This window comes from Bradyrhizobium sp. 930_D9_N1_4 (assembly GCF_052076015.1).
Taxonomy (GTDB): Bacteria; Pseudomonadota; Alphaproteobacteria; order Rhizobiales; family Xanthobacteraceae; genus Bradyrhizobium.
In genome coordinates this window covers 5061780-5080481 of sequence record NZ_CP197236.1, presented here as the reverse complement: position 1 = coordinate 5080481, position 18702 = coordinate 5061780, and the positions used below count along the sequence as shown (strand labels likewise).

Sequence of the window (18702 nt, the reverse complement as noted above, 5' to 3'; positions counted from 1 at the left end):
TAGCAAACGTCTCGCGATTGCGCGAAAAAGCATCATTCCATCATGGTGATACAACTGAGCTCGATTTCGCTCCGGTCGCGCGTATGGTGAATCCGCGCAAGGACTGGCGCGACGCACTTCATGCTTTGTTAGCCACCTACGTTCACCGTCTCGGCATCGATTAATCCTAATCGAAGTTTGTTGCGTTGCGTACCAGAAGGGTAACAGCTTATGTCCGGTATTGTTCTCTCCTCGTCGGTTCGTCAGAACCTCCTCTCCCTCCAGTCCACCGCTGATCTTCTCGCCACCACGCAAAGCCGTCTGTCGACCGGCAAGAGCGTCAACTCGGCCCTGGACAATCCGACCAACTTCTTCACCGCACAGTCGCTCGACAACCGCGCCAGCGACATCAACAACCTGCTCGACGGTATCGCCAACGGCGTGCAGGTGCTGCAGGCCGCCAACACCGGCATCACCTCGCTGCAGAAGCTGATCGACAGCGCGAAGTCGATCGCCAACCAGGCGCTGCAGACCACGGTCGGTTACTCCACCAAGTCCAACGTCTCCACCACGATCTCCGGTGCGACGGCTTCGGATCTGCGCGGCACCACCTCCTATGCCAGCGCGACCGCCTCCAGCAACGTGCTCTATAACGGCACTGCCGGCGGCACGACTGCAGCCACCAGCTCCACGACGCTCGGCGCCACGATCGGCACCGTGACCGGTGCAGCGGCAACGGCGGGCGACGGCACCACCGCCCTGACCGGTGCGATCACCCTGATCGCTTCCGGCGCAGCGACCGCGACCGGCCTGGTCGGCAACGCCCAGCCCGCTGACGGCGACACGCTGACCGTCAACGGCAAGACCATCACCTTCCGCTCCGGCTCCGCCCCGGCGAGCACGGCTGTTCCGTCCGGCTCGGGCGTCAGCGGCAACCTCGTCACCGACGGCAGCGGCAACACCACCGTCTATCTCGGCACCACGGGTACGCCGACCGCGACGGTGAGCGATCTCTTGACCGCGGTCGATCTGGCCAGCGGCGTCAAGACGGCCTCGATCACCTCGGGTGCTGCGACGATCGCCACCAGCGTCAGCCAGACCGCCTCGAGCGTTGGTGCGGGCGCCGTCACGCTGAAGAGCTCGACAGGTGCTGATCTCTCCGTCACCGGCAAGGCCGACCTGCTCAAGGCTCTCGGTCTGTCCTCGGCTGTCGGCGGCGGCAATGCCACCGTCAACGTCAACCGCACCACCAGTGCGGGCTCGCTCGGCGCGACGATCGCCGACGGTTCGACGCTGAACGTCAACGGCAAGGTCATCACCTTCAAGAACGCGCCGACCCCGGGCTCGACCGGTGCGCCGGCCGTCGCCAGCGGCTCCGGTGCGAGCGGCGCAGTCGTCACCGACGGCACCGGCAACTCGACCGTCTATCTGCAGGCCGGCACGGTTGCCGACGTGCTGAACGCGATCGACATTGCCTCCGGCGTGCAGACTGCGACGATCGCAGCCAACGGTACCGCGACGTTTGCGGCCGCCACGGGGCAGACCAAATCGTCGGTCAATGCCTCGGGTCAGCTCAAGATCTCGACCGGCGTCAATGCCGACCTGTCGATCACCGGCACCGGCAACGCGCTGAACGCACTCGGCTTCGCCGGCAATACCGGGACCTCGACCGCGTTCAACGCGGCCCGTACCTCCGGCATCGGCGGCATCAGCGGCAAGACCTTGACCTTCTCCTCCTTCAATGGCGGTACGGCGGTCAATGTCACCCTGGGCGACGGCACCAACGGCACCGTCAAGACGCTCGATCAGCTCAACACCAAGCTGCAGGCGAACAACCTGTCCGCCACCATCGACGCCAACGGCCTGCTGACGATCTCGACCACCAACGACTACGCGTCCTCGACCATCGGTTCGAGCGCCGCGGGTGGCTCGATCGGCGGTACGCTGACCACGTCGCTCACGTTCTCGACGGCTTCCAGCCCCGTCCAGGACTCCGTGGCGCAGACGTCCCGTTCCAACCTGGTCAACCAGTACAACAACATTCTGCAGCAGATCGACTCGACTGCGCAGGACTCCTCGTTCAACGGTGTGAACCTCCTGAACGGCGACCAGCTGAAGCTGGTGTTCGACGAAACCGCGAAGTCGAGCCTCAGCATCACCGGCGTGACCTACAACTCCAAGGGTCTGGGCCTGGCTGCGTTGACCAGCGGTGTCGACTTCATCGACAACGCGGCCACCAACAAGGTGCTGACGAACCTGAACACCGCGTCCAGCACGCTGCGTTCGGAAGCGTCGGCTCTGGGTTCGAACCTCACGATCGTGCAGGTGCGTCAGGACTTCAACAAGAGCCTGATCAACGTGCTGCAGACCGGTTCGTCCAACCTGACGCTGGCCGACACCAACACCGAAGCGGCCAACAGCCAGGCGCTGTCGACCCGCCAGTCGATCGCGGTCTCCGCGCTGTCGCTGGCCAACCAGTCGCAGCAGAGCGTGCTGCAGCTGCTCCGCTAATAGGCGGACGACATCGCAAGACATTCCGAGCAAGACATGGCGGCGGGGCTTCGGCCCCGCCGCTTTCTTTTGCCTGGAGGAGAGCAGGGGCGTCTTGCTCGTCGCTCGAAAAAGTAACTGAAAGTTATGGTTAATGGAGCGTAAGCGCCGGGAATTTCCAATGATTTCAGTTTGATTGCCGGCCCCGCCCACGCATTGCGGCGGTTTATGGTGAACCGGCGCTTACGCAGGCGAGGTTCGTTTCACCCTTTGTTAGCCATGTCGAGGCACGCTGTCCCTGTCACTCGATCCGAAGCGGTCGAACGAAGACGCGTAAACCAGAAGGGTAAGAGTTATGTCCGGTATTGTTCTCTCTGCGTCGGTTCGTCAGAACCTCCTGTCTCTCCAGTCCACCGCCGACCTCCTCGCCACCACTCAGAACCGTCTGTCGACGGGCAGGAGCGTCACTTCGGCCCTGGACAATCCCACCAACTTCTTCACGGCACAGTCGCTCGACAACCGCGCCAGCGACATCAACAATCTGCTCGATGGCATCGCCAACGGCGTGCAGGTGCTGCAGGCCGCCAACACCGGTTTGACCTCGCTGCAGAAGCTGATCGATTCCGCGAAGTCGATTGCCAACCAGGCGCTGCAGACCACCGTCGGCTACTCCACCAAGTCAAACGTCTCCACCACCATCTCCGGTGCGACGGCAGCCGATCTGCGCGGCACCACGAGCTTCGCCAGCGCCACTGCGAGCAGCAACGTGCTCTATAACGGCACTGCCGGCGGCACGACCGCAGCCACCGGCGCCACGACGCTCGGTGCCACGATCGGCACCGTGACCGGTGCAGCGGCAACGGCGGGCGACGGCACCACCGCGCTGACCGGTGCGATCACCCTGATCGCGAACGGTGCGGCGACCGCGACCGGCCTGGTCGGCAACGCCCAGCCCGCTGATGGCGACACGCTCACCGTCAACGGCAAAACCATCACCTTCCGCTCCGGCTCCGCCCCGGCCACCGCGGCTGTTCCGTCCGGCTCGGGCGTCAGCGGCAACCTCGTCACCGACGGCAACGGCAACACCATTGTCTATCTCGGTACCACGGCTACGCCGACCGCGACGGTCAACGATCTCTTGACCGCGGTCGATCTCGCCAGCGGCGTCAAGACAGTTGCAATCTCGGCGGGTGCCGCGACGATCGCCACCAGCGTCAGCCAGACCGCCTCGAGCGTTGGTGCGGGCGCCGTCACGCTGAAGAGCTCGACGGGTGCCGATCTCGCCGTCACCGGCCGGGCCGACCTTCTCAAGGCTCTCGGTCTGTCCTCGGCTGTCGGCGGCGGCAATGCCACCGTCAACGTCAACCGCGCGACCAGCGCGGCCTCGCTCGGCGCGACGCTCACCGACGGCTCGACGCTGAACGTCAACGGTCACGTCATCACCTTCAAGAACGCGCCGACCCCGGGCTCGACCGGTGCTCCGGCCGTCGCCAGCGGATACGGTGCGAGCGGTGCGGTCGTCACCGACGGCGACGGCAATTCCACCGTGTATCTGCAGGCCGGCACGGTTGCCGACGTGCTGAACGCGATCGATCTTGCCACCGGCGTGCAGACCGCAACCATCGCAGCCAACGGCACTGCGACGTTTGCGGCCGCCACCGGCCAGTCGAAATCGTCGATCAACACCTCCGGTCAGCTCAAGATCGCGACCGGCGTCAACGCCGATCTGTCGATCACCGGCACCGGCAATGCGCTGAACGTGTTCGGACTCGCCGGCAACACCGGCAACGCCAACGCCTTCTCCGCGGCTCGTACCTCCGGCATCGGCGGCATCGCCGGCAAGACCTTGAACTTCACTTCCTTCAACGGCGGCACCGCGGTTGACGTCACCTTCGGCGACGGCACCAACGGCACCGTCAAGACGCTCGATCAGCTCAACTCGAAGCTGCAGGCGAATAATTTGTCCGCCACCATCGACGCGAACGGCACGCTGACCATCACGACGTCCAACGACTATGCCTCCTCGACGCTGGGTTCGACCACGGCAGGCGGCACGATCGGCGGTACGCTGACCTCGGCGCTGACGTTCTCGACGGCATCGACGCCGGTTCAGGACGCAGTTGCCCAGACAGCCCGTGCCAATCTGGTCTCCCAGTACAACAACATCCTGAACCAGATCGACACGACTGCGCAGGACTCCTCGTTCAACGGTGTGAACCTCCTGAACGGCGACCAACTCAAGCTGGTGTTCGACGAAACTGCGAAGTCGAGCCTCAGCATCACCGGCGTGACCTACAACTCGAAGGGTCTGGGCCTCGCGGCGCTGACCGTCGGTGTCGACTTCATCGACAACGCGGCGGCCAACCGGGTGCTGACCAACCTCAACTCTGCCTCGAGCACGTTGCGGTCGGAAGCCTCGGCGCTCGGTTCGAACCTCTCGGTCGTGCAGATCCGTCAGGACTTCAACAAGAACCTGATCAACGTGCTGCAGACCGGTTCGTCCAACCTGACGCTGGCCGACACCAACGTCGAAGCGGCCAACAGCCAGGCGCTGTCGACCCGCCAGTCGATCGCGGTCTCCGCGCTGTCGCTGGCCAATACGTCGCAGCAGAGCGTGCTTCAGCTGCTCCGCTAATAAGCAGCTGAAAAAACTAGAGAAAATGCGACGGCGGGGCTTCGGCCCCGCCGTTTCTTATTGGGCAACAAGCCCTTGTGAAACCGGCGGAGAGGACGCTAACCCTGCATTAACCCTATCTCTTAAACCGCCGTTAACCATGTTTTAAAGGACAGCCCCTAAGACTGGTCAAAAGCCCGCTTCCCAGATCGCGCGGCCGATTCGTATCCGGTTCAAGAGGAAGACCTGCCAATGTCCAACATCGTTCTCTCGGCGTCCGTTCGCCAGAACCTGTTGTCGCTGCAGTCGACGGCCGACTTGCTGGCCACGACGCAGGAGCGGCTGTCGACCGGCAAGAAGGTCAACACGGCGCTCGACAATCCCACAAACTTCTTCACCGCTCAGGGGTTGGACAACCGGGCGAGCGACATCAGCAACCTGCTCGACGGCATCAACAACGGTGTGCAGGTGCTCCAGGCCGCCAATACCGGCATCACCTCGCTGCAGAAGCTGATCGACAGCGCCAAGTCGATCGCCAACCAGGCGCTTCAGACCACCGTCGGTTACTCCACCAAGTCCAACGTCTCCACCACAATTCCCGGTGCGAGCCCGGCCGACCTCCGCGGCACGACCTCCTATGCGAGCGCGACCGCCAACAGCAACGTGCTCTATACCGGCGCACCCGGCGGTGTGACTCCCGTAACCGCAGCCGCCGCGCTCGGCGCGTCGCTCGGATCGACCGCGGGCACGCTGACCGGCGCGGTTGCCAAAGCCGCCGACGGCACGACGAACCTGGCCGGCACCAACACGCTGATCGGCGCGACCGCGGCGACCACGTTCGGATCGTCGCCGGCCGACGGTGACGCGATCACCGTGAACGGCAAGACAGTCACTTTCCGCACCGGTACGGCACCTTCAGCCCAGCCGACCGGTTGGGGCCTCGACGCCAGCGGCCATATCGCCACCGACGGCAACGGCAATTCCATTGTCTACATGGGCACAACCGGTACTCCGACGGCGACCGTCAACGACCTGCTCAGCGCTATTGATCTTGCAAGCGGCGTCAAAAGTGCGACGATCAGCGCCGGTGCTGCGACGATCGCGACGAGTGGCGCGACTGTCGGTACGGCGCAGACTCCATCGTCCATCACCGCGGGCGCTATTACGCTGAAGAGCTCGACCGGCGCAGACCTGAGCGTGACCGGCAAAGCCGACTTCCTCAAGGCGCTCGGCGTGACCTCGGCGACCGGTGCGGGTAACGCCACTGTCACCGCGAACCGGCAGACCACCGCGGGTTCGCTCGGCAGTCTGGTCAAGGACGGCTCCACGCTGAACATCGACGGCCACACCATCACCTTCAAGAACGCCGAGACGCCGCAAACGGCGACGAGCGTGACCCCGGGTGGCGTCAACGGCAACATCGTCACCGACGGCAACGGCAACTCGACGGTCTATCTCCAGAGCGCGACGTTGACCGACCTGCTCAATTCGGTCGATCTTGCCACGGGTGTGAAGACCGCCAGCATCTTCCTTGGCTCCGCGACTCTTTCGACCACCGCGGGCCAGATCCCGTCGTCGGTGAATACCAGCGGTCAGCTGGCGCTCTCGACCGGCATCAACGCCGATCTTTCGATCACCGGCACCGGCAACGCGCTCAACGCGTTGGGCCTCAGCGGCAACACCGGAACGGCGACCGCCTTCACGGCGGCGCGCACCTCGGGCGTCGGCGGCGTCAGCGGCAAGACACTCACTTTCAGCTCGTTCAATGGCGGTACGCCTGTCAACGTCACCTTCGGTGACGGGACCAACGGGACGGTCAAGACGCTCGACCAGCTCAACGTGCAGCTTCAGGCAAATCACCTGACGGCGACGATCGACGCCAATGGCGTGCTCACGGTCACCACCGTCAACGAATACGCCTCTTCGACCCTGGGTTCGACGGCTGCAGGCGGCGCGGTCGGCGGAACGCTTACCGGCGTTCTGGCCTTCACCACCGCGCAGCCGCCGGTCCAGGATCCTGTCGCGCAGACGGCGCGCTCCGGCCTGGTCAGCCAGTTCAACAACATCCTGGCGCAGATCGACACCACCTCGCAGGACTCGTCCTTCAACGGCGTCAACCTGCTCAACGGCGACACGCTGAAGCTGGTTTTCAACGAGACCGGCAGTTCCACGCTCGGCATCAACGGCGTCGTCTTCAACGCGGCGGGTCTCGGCCTCAGCAATCTCGTTCCGGGCACGGACTTTATCGACAATGGTGCAACCAACAAGGTTCTCCAGAGCCTCAATGCCGCCTCGAGCACGCTTCGCTCGCAAGGCTCCGCGCTCGGTTCGAATCTCTCGATCGTGCAAGTGCGCCAGGACTTCTCGAAGAACCTGATCAACGTGCTGCAGACCGGCTCGTCCAATCTGACGCTGGCGGACACCAACGAGGAAGCGGCCAACAGCCAGGCGCTGTCGACCCGCCAGTCGATCGCAGTGTCCGCGCTGTCGCTGGCCAACCAGTCGCAGCAGAGCGTGCTGCAACTGCTGCGTTAATCCCGCAGCGCAAGACTTAACGCGAATTCGCGGCGGAGCTAACGCTCCGCCGTTCTTTTTACGGAGATCGCTAAGGCAGGATTAGCCGAGATTGATGCGCGTCACGCGACACCATTTACAGCGTGCATGCGCGCATCTAGCTTTGCAGCGAAGGACTCTGCGACCCGTAATAGTCCGGAGTGCTTCCAAGCACACATGTAAGCAAATCTTAAGCGGTGCTGCCTAGGGTTGGGAAAGAAATCCTTAAGCGCGTTCAACGGGCTAGGTAAACTCCAAGGTGTGATTGATGTCGAATTCCGCTGCCTCGGCCTACGCGCGTGTTGCAACGACCACCGCATCCCCTCGCGACGTCGAGGCGCAGACCCTGCTCAAGGCGGCGAACAAGCTCCAGGACGCGATCAACAACGCCGATCCGTTCAGCGAGCAGACGACGCAGGCCCTGATGTTCAACCGCAAGCTCTGGACGATCTTCCTGAGTGAGGCGATGCGCGACACCAATCCGCAGCCGCTCGATGTCCGGCAGAAGATCGCCAACATCAGCGTGTTCGTGCTCAGCCAGACCGCCGCGCTGCAGATGAGCCCGCAGTTCGATCATTTCCAGCCCTTGATCGAGATCAACCGCAACATCGCCGCCGGCCTGTCCGGCAGGTCGTAAGCGGACACGTGCCGTGGCCGACGTCCTGAGCATCCTGTCGAGCTCGTACAAGGCGGCCGGCATCGCGGTGCCGAGCAAGACTAAATGCGTTGCGGTCGACCCGGCGCTCTATCAAGGCGCTTGGTCCGGCAAGTATTCGGACGGCAAGAAGTTCTCGATCAGCGTCTCGCAGGTCGACGGCTTTCGCGCCCAGGTCCACTACGAGAGCGGCGGCACGTCGCAGTACCAGCAGGTGCTGATCAAGGATTCGTCGTTTCGTTTCGGAAACACGAAGTTCACGCTGACCGGTAACAGCCAGGCCCAGATCAAGAACGTCGTCACCGATCCGGCGACCGGTTCGACCTATCTCGACACCGCCATCGCCACGCGCTCCACGTGAGCGTCAGGCGCTGAGGTCCGTATTGAGCGGACGCGTGGGCTGGGACTTCAAATCCTCTGCATGGAAATAGGCCCGCCGGCGCAGCATCGCTTCGTCGGGGAACTGGTTGACCACCGCGTCGGTCTTGTCGTTGACCACCTGAAACACGAAGGATGCCGCCGCCTGGTCGAACACGACCTGGCGCGAGACATTCTCGTGGGCATGGGGATCCGCGCGCACGGGCGCACCGCTGTCGCTTGCGGCGACAGCCTGGCTCACCGGCAACTCAGTTTGCACCGCCTCGTTCGCCGCCGAATTCGACGTCGTTACGATCTGCGTTGGGACCGGTATCCCCACCGGCCTGATGCTGAAATCTGTACTCATGGCAGCCTCCTGGTTGCCTCACGTGAGTCAAATCCCAACCCCTCTCAATACGCAACCATGGACCACCAGGATTGAACACCCGGTAAGGAAACGTGACTAACCGCGCGGCGATATCACCGCGCGGTTTTTCGTAAAATTGGACGCAGTTTTGGCGCGCGCTCAGAGCGAGCGGCTGACTGCGAGCGGCGTGATGTGGCGCGGGCCCGGCGTCGCGCGGCGACCCGCGGCGGTATAGGTGTTCGGCACGTTGCGCTTCTGGATCTCGGCATTGACGCCGCGCACGACGCTCTCGGAGACCGCGTGTGCGGTCGCGAGCACGGTGAGATTGACCTGGAGCATCGCGCGGAACGCATCATGATGCCGATGCAGCGTCGAGAGCAGCTCAGGCGCGGATTTCGCCAGCTGCGGCTGGTTCGCCTTCAACTCGTTGACGGCGAGGACGTAATTCTTCGAGAGCTCCTGCTTCTTGCTCTCGAGAGACACGGCTTCGCGCACCTTGCCGGCGCGGACCAGCTCGGTCTCGCGCTCGATCAGTCCGAGCAGGGCGCTCATCGCATCCATCAGCTGTTCGGCGACCTTGCGCGCCTCGGCGCTGCCGGGCGCGGTGTTCTGGCGCTGCGCTTGCATCGGCTGACGTGAGGCGTTGAAGTGGTTCATCTCGTTTGACCTTATGCCGTGCGGATCGTTTTCGCCTGCTGCATGATCAGGGTGCGGTAGACTTCGGTGGCAACGCCGACGCCGCCGGCCTTGGCGAAGTTCTTGGAATATTGCTCGGTCAGCATCGAGCGCCACACGCCGGTGCCCGGCGTGTCGCCGAACGGACCGGCGCCCTTCAGACCCGACGTCATCTGCGAGAACATGCTGTTGAGAAACATCGCCTCGAAATCGGTGGCGGTCTTCTGCGCCTTGACCTGCTGTTGCGGCGAGACCTTTTGCAGCGCGGCAGCAAGGTCGAAGTCAGGGCGGCCGTTGCGGCTCTCGACGGAGAAGGCGGGGTTCGCGTATGCGGCGGTGGCGACGTGCGAGGTGTTGATCATGCCGGTCTGCATCACATCACCTCGATGTCGGCTTCGATCGCGCCGGCGGCCTTGATCGCCTGGAGGATGCTGATGAGGTCGCGCGGGCCGATGCCGAGGCCGTTGAGACCGTCGACGAGCTGCTGGAGCGAGACGCCGTCCTTGACGACGGCGAATTTCTTGCCGTCCTCGCTGACGCTGACGCTGCTGCGCGGCGCGACCACGGTGCGGCCGCGCGACAGCGGGTTGGGCTGGCTGACCTGCGGGCTCTCGGAGATGGTGACGGTGAGGTTGCCCTGCGCCACCGCGACGGTGGCGACGCGGACGTCACGGCCCATCACGATGATGCCGCTCCGCTCGTCGATGACGATCTTGGCGGTGAGATCGGGATCGACCTGGAGTTGCTCGATCTCGGTGAGGAACGCGACGACGTTGCCCTTGAACTCCGGCGGGATCGACAACTGCACCGTCGAGGGGTCGATCGGCTCGGCAGATTTGACGCCGAGATAGTCGTTGATCGCGGCCGCGATGCGCTTGGCGGTGGTGAAGTCGGCATTGCGCAGCGCGAGGCGCACGTTCGGCAAGCGGTTGAGCGCGAATTCGATCTCGCGCTCGATGATGGCGCCGTTGACGATGCGGCCGACGGTTGGAACCCCGCGCACGATTTTCGCGGCTTCGCCTTCGGCCTGGAACCCGGAGATCGCGAGCGAGCCCTGTCCGACCGCGTAGACGTTGCCGTCGGCGCCGAGCAGGGGGGTGACCAGCAGCGTGCCGCCGCGCAGATCCTTGGCATCGCCGAGCGCGGAGACGGTGATGTCCATGCGCGTGCCCTGGGTGGCGAAGGCCGGCAGATTGCCCGTGACCATCACGGCAGCGACGTTGCCGGTGCGGATGGTGGCGCCGCGGATGTTAACGCCCATGCGCTCGAGCATCGCTTGCAGCGACTGCTTGGTGAAGGGGATGTTGTTGAGCGTGTCGCCGGTGCCGTTGAGGCCGACGACGAGGCCGTAGCCGATGAGCTGGTTCTGCCGCACGCCCTCGATGTTGGCGAGATCCTTGATGCGCGATGTCGCGATTGCAGGCGCGACCGAGAGCGCCAGCGCTGACAGCGCGGCGCAGGCCACCCCAACAATCCTCACCCAACGAACGCCTGGCATCCTCTGCTCCCCAAGGCTTTCCGAGAAGCCTCCTCAAATCTCGGACCAATCCCGACACTCCCATGTCGAGCTGGTCCGACGCTGTCCTTGCGAGCGCTGTGCCAACGCGGGGCGGCGGGGGTAGTCAGTTGAATAGGTTGAATAAATCTGTTTCGACCGGTGTCAGCCGGTGTTCTCCCTGAGGAGCGAAACTGCCGCCTGTCGGCAGATTTTGCCGGGCTGTTTACGCCCCGTTAACCATAAAACGGCGAATGTGGCGCATCGATCACCCGGATTCCCGCGATGCGCATCTACGGACCGAACGGCACCACGCTTGGAACGCCGGCCAGCCAGGCCAGGCGGACGGGCTCCGGCACCTTCGTGCTGCCGGATAGCTCGTCAGCGCAGGAAACACGGAGCGCTGCGGCACCGAAGGCCGCCGCCAGCCTCGATGGACTGCTCGCGCTGCAAGGCATCGAGGAGGATCCGGTCGAACGTCGCAAACGCTCGGTCGCCCGTGGCAAGACCGCGCTGGACGTGCTCGACGATCTCAAGATGGGGCTTCTCGCCGGCAATCTCGACGCGTCGACCGTGCTGCGGCTGCGCGATGCGGCTGCGAACCTGAAATCGTCCTCGGGCGATCCCGGTCTTGATTCCGTGCTCTCGGAGATCGAGCTGCGCGTCGAGGTCGAGCTGGCCAAGGCCGGGCAGGCTTAGTCGGGCGGGTTGTCGTCGCCCGGCTTGACCGGGCGAGCCAGTATTCCAGAGACAGTCGTTTTGAATCGAGAAGCCGCGGCGTACTGGATGCCCCGGTCAAGCCGGGGCATGACAGCGGAGTTTGAGACGGCGCGCGAACAGCTCGCTCCAGACGCTGCCATTCACGCCGCTTCCTCCTCCCGCTGCGCGTCATAGCGGCGCTGGGCCGCGAGCACGTCTTTCAGATTCTGCTCGGCCCAGTCGCGCAGGGGATCGACCGCGCCGGCGAGCGTTACACCGAGTGGCGTGATCGAATATTCCACCGTCACCGGCACGGTTGCGATGGCGTGACGCTTGATCAATCCGTCGCGTTCGAGCGACTTGAGAACCTGGCTCAACATCTTCTGCGAAATGCCTTCAATCGTGCGGCGCAACTGATTGAAGCGCATAGGCTCCTCGCGCAGCAGCAGCAGGATCAGCACCGCCCATTTGTCGCCGACGCGGTCGAGGATCTGGCGCGTGGGGCAGTTCGCTGCATAGACGTCTGGCTTCATCGTCGGGTCCTCAGGATCGCAGTCGGTCGCGCGAAAAATGCGCGGGTTACTCCAGCGTAATCAGGTAAGCACAAAGTGCTCTCTTAACACCAGCATTCTTTGCGATATCTAGTTACTGTTAGTTACCAAAGAAGCAAAGGAGCCTTTCATGAAAATCGCAGTCGCTGGCGCCTCGGGCCGGGCCGGGTCGGAGATCACCAAGGAGCTGTCCCGTCGCGGCCATGCCGTCACGGCGATCGCCCGGAACCCCGAGAAGATCGCAGCCCTGTCGAACGTCACGCCCACCAAGGGAGACGTGCTCGACCAGGCAGGTCTCGCCAAGCTGTGGGCAGGGCACGACGTCGCCGTGAGTTCCGTGCATTTTCTTACCAGCGATCCGCTCAAGCTGATCGGCGCGGCGAAGGCATCCGGCGTCGGCCGTTACCTCGTGGTCGGCGGGGCCGGCAGTCTGGAAGTCGCGCCGGGCGTCAAACTGGTCACAACCCCGGGGTTTCCGGCCCAATACAAGGCCGAGGCCGAGGCCGGCGGGGCCTTTCTCGATCTGCTGAGGCAGGAAAAGGAGCTGAACTGGACCTTCATCTCGCCATCGGCCCTGTTCATTGAGGGGGAGCGGACGGCCAGGTTCCGGCTCGGGACCGACCAGCTTCTCGCAGATGCGAGCGGGAAAAGCTGGATCAGCTTCGCCGACTACGCCATCGCGCTGGCCGATGAGATCGAGAAACCGGCCCATTCGAGGCAGCGTTTCACGGTCGGTTACTAGGCCTTCGGCCGCCCCCGGGCCCTCCAGGATAAACCTTCCTGTGCAAGGGCTTGGGGGCACCGATCGGGCGATCAGGGAAATATTGTCTGTCACGGGAGGCCGCTATATAAGGCCCCGCTCAGCGGACCTCGTTCCGTGTGCGAGTCGTTGCTTAGACAGATAGGCCGCCCTTGGAAAAGTTGAAAAACTACCGACCGACCGAAAAAGAGCCTTTCATGAACGACCGGCAGAAGGAGTACTTCCGGTTGAAGCTCCTTGCCTGGAAGGATGAGATACTCAAAGAGTCCAAGCTCACCCTGCAAGCCTTGCAGGAGGAGAATGTGAACCACCCCGATCTTGCCGATCGGGCATCGTCCGAAACCGACCGCGCCATCGAACTCCGTGCCCGCGACCGCCAGCGCAAGTTGATCGCCAAGATCGACGCCGCGCTCCAGCGGATCGAGGACAACACCTACGGCTATTGCGAGGACACCGGCGAGCCGATCTCGTTGAAGCGGCTCGAAGCCCGGCCCATCGCGACGCTCTCGGTGGAAGCGCAGGAGCGCCACGAGAAACGCGAGAAGGTCTACCGCGACGAATAGAGTCCGAGCCGCAGCGATGCGGCTCTTTGTTTTTGGGATCAAGGCGCCGTTTCGCGCCATGATCGGCGTTTTGCCTGTCGCTTGCCGCCACGCGTCTCGGCGTGCGAGCGCAATCGCGAAAAGTGAATCGCGATCAATGGGCTAGAGTCCATTCCTCCGAGCTCACGTGAGTTCGGATGAGAAACAGCCTTCACTTCAGGTGCGGTTGATTTTTCGAGTCGCATCAACGAGATCGGCTCGGATGCTGAGAGGCCGATCCACCAGCTTCACACATCGCTGCAATCAGGCTTCAGGCGACGCCACGAGGCGCGCATCCCCATAAAGCCTGGACCAGCTCAATATTTCCTTAAACGCCGGCAACAGGCCGTAGGCCGCATCGGTCAGTTCGTACTCGACCCGCAACGGCCTCTCCGCGAAGACGGTGCGCGACACGAGGCCATCCTGCTCGAGCTCGCGCAGCTGCGTGGTCAGCATGTGCTGGGTGATGCGGCCGATCGATCGCCGCAATGCGCCGAAACGAACCGCGCCGTTCATCAGCGCGAACAGGATCTCCAGTTTCCACTTGCCGCCGAGCGCATGGATGGCGCGCTTGAAGTCGGCGAGGAGGGCAGGGTCGGGGCTGCAATCGCAGTCGCCGTCGCAAACGCTGGTCAGGTTTTCCATACCGGTCTCGGAATCCATTCTACTTGTTCCCCCTGGAGATAGTGACCAGATGCGGCCTTGAGCAGGGCGGACCCAATTCGTGGACCTGTGCAACGAGGGGATTTCGGCAATGAGCACTGTTCTGGTCACCGGCGGGTCGGGCTTCGTCGGCATCCATGTCCTCCTGCAACTGATGGCGGCGGGCCATGACGTGCGGACGACGGTGCGCCGGCCGGACCGGCAGGCCGATGTGCTGGCGATGCTGCGCGAGGGCGGGGCGGCTTCGCCTGACAGCCTGACCTTCTTCACCGCCGATCTCACCGCGGACGAGGGCTGGCACGAGGCGGTTACGGGTTGCGACTACGTGCTCCATGTCGCTTCGCCCCTGTCGACCAGCGTGCCCAAGGACGAGAACGAGATGATCATCCCGGCCCGCGACGGCACGTTGCGGGTGCTGCGCGCTGCGCGCGAGGCCGGCGTCAGGCGCGTCGTCATCACGTCCTCGCTGGGCGCGATCGGCTATGGCCATGCGCCGCGCAAAAAGCCGTTCGACGAGACCGACTGGACCCATCTCGGTGGCGCCGACGTGCAGCCCTACATCAAATCCAAGACGCTGGCCGAGCGGGCCGCCTGGGACTTCGTCGCGCACGAGGGCGGCGGGCTCGAGCTGTCGGTCGTCAATCCCGCCGGCATTTTCGGTCCCGTGCTGGGGCCAGACTTCTCCGGCTCGATCGAGATCGTCAAATCGCTGCTCGATGGCGCGATGCCGGCGGTGCCGCGAGTCTATTTCGGTGTTGTCGACGTGCGCGACGTGGCCGATCTGCACCTGCGGGCAATGACGGCGCCGGAGGCCAGGGGCGAGCGCTTCATCGCCGTCTCCGGCGAGACGATGTCGATCCTCGACATCGCCAAGGTGCTGCGGCGGGAACTCGGACCGCGGGCGCGCCGGGTTCCGCGACTCCAGGCCCCGGACTGGGTGGTGCGGCTGGCCGCGAACCGGATTCCCTTGCTGCGTGCGGTGGTGCCGATGCTCGGAAAGTCAGGCATTCCACCAGCGCCAAGGCGAAGTCCCTGCTCGCCTGGCAGGCCCGCTCCAACGACGAGGCGATCTTGTCCACCGCCGAAAGCCTGATCCGGCTTGGTCTCGTCAAGGGCTGAGGGCGCGCGCCACCCGCGCTTGTCACGCCCCGGCTGGGATGCTGAAGTGCCGCCCTCGATTGTGATGCGTAGGAGGCGGCGCCGATGGACAATATTCTCGCAGCCGCGAAGGCGATCGCACTGGCGCGCCGCAACCATGCGCCGTTGGCCGCGCTGGAACGTCCGCCTGTGGACGAGGCCGACGGCTATCAGGTCCAGCGCGCGCTCCACGATCTGCTGCTGCCGCACGCCGGACCGCTGGTCGGCTACAAGATCGGTTGCACCAGCCAGGTGATGCAGGATTACATCGGCATCCCCCATCCCTGCGCCGGCGGCGTGTTCGAGAAGGGCGTGCACGACAGCGGCGTGAAGCTTGCCGCCGCCAAATATGTCCGCGTCGGCGTCGAATGCGAGATCGCGGTGCGATTGAAGCGCGACCTCGCCGCCGGCGAGGCGCCGTTCACGGCCGAATGGGTCGGCGAGGCCGTCGAGGCCTATCATCCCGCGATCGAGATCGTCGACGACCGCTATGTGAAGTGGGAGACGATGGGCGCGCCGACGCTGATCGCCGACGATTTCTTCGCCGCCGGCTGCGTGCTGGGCGAGAGGGTGCCGCGCTCGTCGGTGCCGGACCTGAAGTCGGTCAAGGGCCGCGCCATCGTCAATGGTGAAGAGGTCAGCCACGGCACCGGCGCCGACGTGCTCGGCCATCCCCACAACGCCCTCGCCTGGCTCGCCAACCATCTCGCCGCCGACGGCAAGGGGCTGCATGCGGGTCAGCTCGTGTTGACGGGAAGCCTGGTGAAGACGCTGTGGCTGAAAGCCGGCGACAAGGTGCGGATGGAGCTGGATGGGCTGGGCGTGGTGGAGGCGGAGTTTACGTGAGGATGCTTCGGCACTCTCCATCGTCATTCCCCGCGAAGGCGGGGAATCCAGTACTCCGAGGCCTTTCGGTTCATCACTGACGTCTCGGAATACTGGATCGCCCGCCTCCGCGGGCGATGACAGTCGAGAGAGCAGATGACGCGCGGCCAAGCTCGTCATTGCGAGGAGCCCTTGCGACGAAGCAATCCAGAGTCTTTCCGCAGAGGGATTCTGGATTGCTTCGCTACGCTCGCAATGACGGAGTGTGGAGCAACGCCATCACAAAATACATGCGGCCCTCGCCAGGGGAGCTAGCGAGGGCCGCGTAGTACATCGTCGTTCGCGCCTAGGTTCGCGAACACGATGTGGGAGCTCGGGAGAGGCTTAGAAGGGCAGCAGCACGTCCATGACTTGCTGGCCGTAGCGCGGCTGCTGCACATCCGTGATCTGGCCGCGGCCGCCGTAAGCGATGCGGGCCTGCGCGATCTTGGTGGAATCGATGGTGTTGTCGCTCTGGATGTCCTCGGGGCGAACGATGCCGGCGACGATGAGCTCGCGGATCTCGTAATTGACGCGGATTTCCTGCTTGCCTTCGACCACCAAATTGCCGTTCGGCAGCACCTGGGTGACGACGGCGGCGACGTTGGTCTGCAAGGCTTCCGTGCGGTTGACCGAGCCCTTGCCGTCGCTTGAAGCGCTGGAATCGGCGGTGAGGATGCGGCCGGGCAGCACCTTCTGCGCCTGCGCGCCGAGCGTCTTGGCGCCGATGAAATCGGTAATGCCGGAATCTTCCGAATTGGTGCGGCTGCGCTGGGTCTCGTTGGCGATGTTGGCCTTGTCGGTGATGTTCACGGTCACGGTGAGGAGGTCGCCGACATGGGTCGCGCGCTGGTCCTTGAAGAAGGCGCGGCTGCCGTTGCGCCACAACGAGTTCGGATTGTAGGAGGCGACTTCCGGCTTCGGCATCGGCATCTGTACCGGCTTGTAGCCGGGCTGCGTCGTCGGATTGTCGATCGCCGACAGTTTCGGTTGCTCGCCGATCTGCGACAGGCGGTCGATCGAGGAGCAGCCGCCCAGCGCGCAAGAGGCCAGCAGCAGGGCGGAGATCGCGATGCGACGAAGACGGGAAGCCGAACTGAAACTGAACATGACTTACTCTGACTTGGCTGGAGCTTGCGAAACGCGAGTTTGCGGGATCTGGACTTGTGCGACCTGAGCCGGCGACGCGGGGGCCTGGACCAGGCTACGGACGAGGGCATCGGTGTTGACGGGAGCGGGCGCTTCGTCGCGCTTGAGCGACGAGGTCTGCTCGACCGCAGCCGGCATCGGCGTGGACTGGCTGGCGCCCTGCACCGTGATCTGGCCACGGGCGGTGACGACGCCTGCCAGCGTGCGCTTGGTCTGGAGGTTGAGGACGCTCACGGTGTCGCCCTCGGCGCCGTTTTCGAGCGCCTTGCCGCGCGTGGTGAGGTAGATTCCGGGGACCTGGTAGATGACGGTGACGCTCTGGTCGCGGGTCACGAAGTCGGGCTTGACGATGTCGGCGACGCGGATCGGTGTCCCCGCGCGCATCGGCCGGCGCAGCTGCATGCCGACGGTGCGGTCGCGCGAGGCGGGTTCGCCGGTGATCTCGGCCTTCGGCCGGCGCTCGAGCGCGATGTCGGAGGATTTCAGGAGGTCGACGCGGTCGATGTCGCGCGTCAGCACGACGACTTCCACCGTCTCGATCGCGGTGCCGGTGAAGCGCAGCTTGGTCGGCGTCGGATGATTGTCGTTGTTGATCTCGAAGGTCAGGTCGAAGCGGCCGCTGCGCGCGTCGTAGCGGGTTGCGACTGGCTGGAGCGCACCGGTGTTGGAGGCGTCCAGCCGCATCTCGGCGACGCCGCGGTCCAGGGTGACGGTGAGGTTGGCGGAGTCGCCAAGGCCGAAGCGGCGCTCGAGCGCCGAGGCGACTGCGGTTTCAAGGTCCTTGTTGGCGAGCGTGCGGGCGAGGCGGGTGACCTGGACCTCCTTGAGGTCGCCGGTCATCACGCCGATCACCTGTTTTGCGCGCAGCGCCGAGAGGACCTGCGCGACCGGCAGCGCGCCGGTGGTGCCGAGATCCGGCGAGCGATAGACCGGGATCAGCGCGGCCGACCCGGCATTGTCGATGAGATCGCCGATCCGCACCACGTCCGAGGTGACGGTGACGCTGGCGCGCAGCGTCGGCGCCGCGATGACGTCGTCGGCGGCCTGCGCGGGCAGCGCCAGCGCGAGCAGGGCGCAGATCGTGGCGAATGTGGTGCGGATCATCGTCATCAC

17 protein-coding genes and 1 pseudogene are annotated in these 18702 nt (G+C 64.4%); 10 read left to right on the top strand and 8 right to left on the bottom strand.

Annotated elements, in window-relative coordinates:
- Positions 1–210 precede the first annotated feature (210 nt).
- The 5 genes from AB7532_RS24290 to AB7532_RS24270 all read left to right on the top strand — a co-directional run bounded on the left by AB7532_RS24290 (position 211) and on the right by AB7532_RS24270 (position 8652).
- Entirely contained in the window at positions 211–2490 is a 2280-nt protein-coding gene (locus AB7532_RS24290; protein WP_441237215.1) for a DUF1522 domain-containing protein, read from the top strand.
- Positions 2491–2824: 334 nt separating this feature from the next.
- Positions 2825–5104: a DUF1522 domain-containing protein gene (locus AB7532_RS24285; protein ID WP_441237214.1), complete on the top strand. Its 2280-nt coding sequence runs from the start codon at positions 2825–2827 to the stop codon at positions 5102–5104.
- A gap of 231 nt (positions 5105–5335) precedes the next feature.
- Positions 5336–7618 carry a DUF1522 domain-containing protein gene (locus tag AB7532_RS24280; RefSeq protein ID WP_441237213.1) on the top strand — a complete coding sequence of 761 codons (2283 nt, stop codon included), beginning with the start codon at positions 5336–5338 and terminating at the stop codon, positions 7616–7618.
- 286 nt (positions 7619–7904) lie between these two features.
- Positions 7905–8273 (top strand): flagellar biosynthesis regulator FlaF, encoded by a 369-nt coding sequence (gene flaF / locus AB7532_RS24275; protein ID WP_441237212.1) that lies wholly within the window; start codon positions 7905–7907, stop codon positions 8271–8273.
- Between the two features lie 13 nt (positions 8274–8286).
- On the top strand, positions 8287–8652 hold the full coding sequence (locus tag AB7532_RS24270) for a hypothetical protein (RefSeq protein ID WP_441237211.1): 366 nt from the start codon (positions 8287–8289) through the stop codon (positions 8650–8652).
- Between the two features lie 3 nt (positions 8653–8655).
- On the opposite strand, the gene AB7532_RS24265 is transcribed toward AB7532_RS24270, so the two are convergent.
- The 4 genes from AB7532_RS24265 to AB7532_RS24250 all read right to left on the bottom strand — a co-directional run bounded on the left by AB7532_RS24265 (position 8656) and on the right by AB7532_RS24250 (position 11188).
- Positions 8656–9015, bottom strand: a complete 360-nt coding sequence (locus AB7532_RS24265) for a hypothetical protein (protein ID WP_441237210.1) — start codon at positions 9013–9015, stop codon at positions 8656–8658.
- A gap of 159 nt (positions 9016–9174) precedes the next feature.
- Positions 9175–9672: a hypothetical protein gene (locus AB7532_RS24260; protein ID WP_441237209.1), complete on the bottom strand. Its 498-nt coding sequence runs from the start codon at positions 9670–9672 to the stop codon at positions 9175–9177.
- Positions 9673–9683: 11 nt separating this feature from the next.
- Entirely contained in the window at positions 9684–10064 is a 381-nt protein-coding gene (gene flgJ / locus AB7532_RS24255) for a flagellar assembly peptidoglycan hydrolase FlgJ (RefSeq protein ID WP_441237208.1), read from the bottom strand.
- The gene (locus AB7532_RS24250; protein WP_441237207.1) at positions 10064–11188 is read right to left on the bottom strand and encodes a flagellar basal body P-ring protein FlgI; all 1125 of its coding nucleotides are present in this window, start codon (positions 11186–11188) and stop codon (positions 10064–10066) included. The genes flgJ and AB7532_RS24250 overlap by 1 nt, the downstream gene beginning before the upstream one ends.
- Before the next feature lie 282 nt (positions 11189–11470).
- On the opposite strand from AB7532_RS24250, the gene AB7532_RS24245 reads away from it, so the two are divergent.
- Positions 11471–11884, top strand: a complete 414-nt coding sequence (locus AB7532_RS24245) for a flagellar assembly protein FliX (protein WP_441237206.1) — start codon at positions 11471–11473, stop codon at positions 11882–11884.
- Positions 11885–12045: 161 nt separating this feature from the next.
- Here the strand turns inward: AB7532_RS24245 and AB7532_RS24240 are convergent, their stop codons facing one another.
- Positions 12046–12417, bottom strand: coding sequence for a winged helix-turn-helix transcriptional regulator (locus AB7532_RS24240; protein WP_441237205.1), 372 nt, complete (start codon positions 12415–12417; stop codon positions 12046–12048).
- Between the two features lie 148 nt (positions 12418–12565).
- On the opposite strand from AB7532_RS24240, the gene AB7532_RS24235 reads away from it, so the two are divergent.
- A complete protein-coding gene (locus AB7532_RS24235; RefSeq protein ID WP_441237204.1) occupies positions 12566–13177 on the top strand; it encodes an NAD(P)-dependent oxidoreductase in 612 nt (203 codons plus the stop codon).
- 215 nt (positions 13178–13392) lie between these two features.
- The gene (dksA, locus tag AB7532_RS24230) at positions 13393–13758 is read left to right on the top strand and encodes an RNA polymerase-binding protein DksA (RefSeq protein ID WP_008554760.1); all 366 of its coding nucleotides are present in this window, start codon (positions 13393–13395) and stop codon (positions 13756–13758) included.
- 282 nt (positions 13759–14040) lie between these two features.
- Here dksA and AB7532_RS24225 read toward each other — a convergent pair whose 3' ends face one another.
- Positions 14041–14439 carry a winged helix-turn-helix transcriptional regulator gene (locus tag AB7532_RS24225; RefSeq protein WP_441237203.1) on the bottom strand — a complete coding sequence of 133 codons (399 nt, stop codon included), beginning with the start codon at positions 14437–14439 and terminating at the stop codon, positions 14041–14043.
- 91 nt (positions 14440–14530) lie between these two features.
- On the opposite strand from AB7532_RS24225, the pseudogene AB7532_RS24220 reads away from it, so the two are divergent.
- A pseudogene (locus AB7532_RS24220) lies at positions 14531–15558 on the top strand (SDR family oxidoreductase).
- Positions 15559–15642: 84 nt separating this feature from the next.
- Positions 15643–16422, top strand: a complete 780-nt coding sequence (locus tag AB7532_RS24215; protein ID WP_441237202.1) for a 2-keto-4-pentenoate hydratase — start codon at positions 15643–15645, stop codon at positions 16420–16422.
- A 363-nt stretch (positions 16423–16785) separates the two neighbouring features.
- On the opposite strand, the gene flgH is transcribed toward AB7532_RS24215, so the two are convergent.
- Both flgH and flgA read right to left on the bottom strand, forming a co-directional pair.
- A complete protein-coding gene (gene flgH, locus AB7532_RS24210; protein ID WP_441237201.1) occupies positions 16786–17550 on the bottom strand; it encodes a flagellar basal body L-ring protein FlgH in 765 nt (254 codons plus the stop codon).
- Between the two features lie 3 nt (positions 17551–17553).
- A complete protein-coding gene (gene flgA, locus AB7532_RS24205) occupies positions 17554–18693 on the bottom strand; it encodes a flagellar basal body P-ring formation chaperone FlgA (protein WP_441237200.1) in 1140 nt (379 codons plus the stop codon).
- Positions 18694–18702 lie beyond the last annotated feature (9 nt).

Coding starts and splice junctions, on each gene's coding strand:
- AB7532_RS24265 (WP_441237210.1), bottom strand. CDS start 9,015: ATGAGTACAGATTTCAGCATCAGGCCGGTGGGGATACCGGTCCCAACG.
- flgA (WP_441237200.1), bottom strand. CDS start 18,693: ATGATCCGCACCACATTCGCCACGATCTGCGCCCTGCTCGCGCTGGCG.
- AB7532_RS24245 (WP_441237206.1), top strand. CDS start 11,471: ATGCGCATCTACGGACCGAACGGCACCACGCTTGGAACGCCGGCCAGC.
- AB7532_RS24260 (WP_441237209.1), bottom strand. CDS start 9,672: ATGAACCACTTCAACGCCTCACGTCAGCCGATGCAAGCGCAGCGCCAG.
- AB7532_RS24225 (WP_441237203.1), bottom strand. CDS start 14,439: ATGGATTCCGAGACCGGTATGGAAAACCTGACCAGCGTTTGCGACGGC.
- AB7532_RS24215 (WP_441237202.1), top strand. CDS start 15,643: ATGGACAATATTCTCGCAGCCGCGAAGGCGATCGCACTGGCGCGCCGC.
- AB7532_RS24280 (WP_441237213.1), top strand. CDS start 5,336: ATGTCCAACATCGTTCTCTCGGCGTCCGTTCGCCAGAACCTGTTGTCG.
- AB7532_RS24240 (WP_441237205.1), bottom strand. CDS start 12,417: ATGAAGCCAGACGTCTATGCAGCGAACTGCCCCACGCGCCAGATCCTC.
- AB7532_RS24235 (WP_441237204.1), top strand. CDS start 12,566: ATGAAAATCGCAGTCGCTGGCGCCTCGGGCCGGGCCGGGTCGGAGATC.
- AB7532_RS24290 (WP_441237215.1), top strand. CDS start 211: ATGTCCGGTATTGTTCTCTCCTCGTCGGTTCGTCAGAACCTCCTCTCC.
- flgH (WP_441237201.1), bottom strand. CDS start 17,550: ATGTTCAGTTTCAGTTCGGCTTCCCGTCTTCGTCGCATCGCGATCTCC.
- AB7532_RS24250 (WP_441237207.1), bottom strand. CDS start 11,188: ATGCCAGGCGTTCGTTGGGTGAGGATTGTTGGGGTGGCCTGCGCCGCG.
- flaF (WP_441237212.1), top strand. CDS start 7,905: ATGTCGAATTCCGCTGCCTCGGCCTACGCGCGTGTTGCAACGACCACC.
- flgJ (WP_441237208.1), bottom strand. CDS start 10,064: ATGCAGACCGGCATGATCAACACCTCGCACGTCGCCACCGCCGCATAC.
- AB7532_RS24285 (WP_441237214.1), top strand. CDS start 2,825: ATGTCCGGTATTGTTCTCTCTGCGTCGGTTCGTCAGAACCTCCTGTCT.
- dksA (WP_008554760.1), top strand. CDS start 13,393: ATGAACGACCGGCAGAAGGAGTACTTCCGGTTGAAGCTCCTTGCCTGG.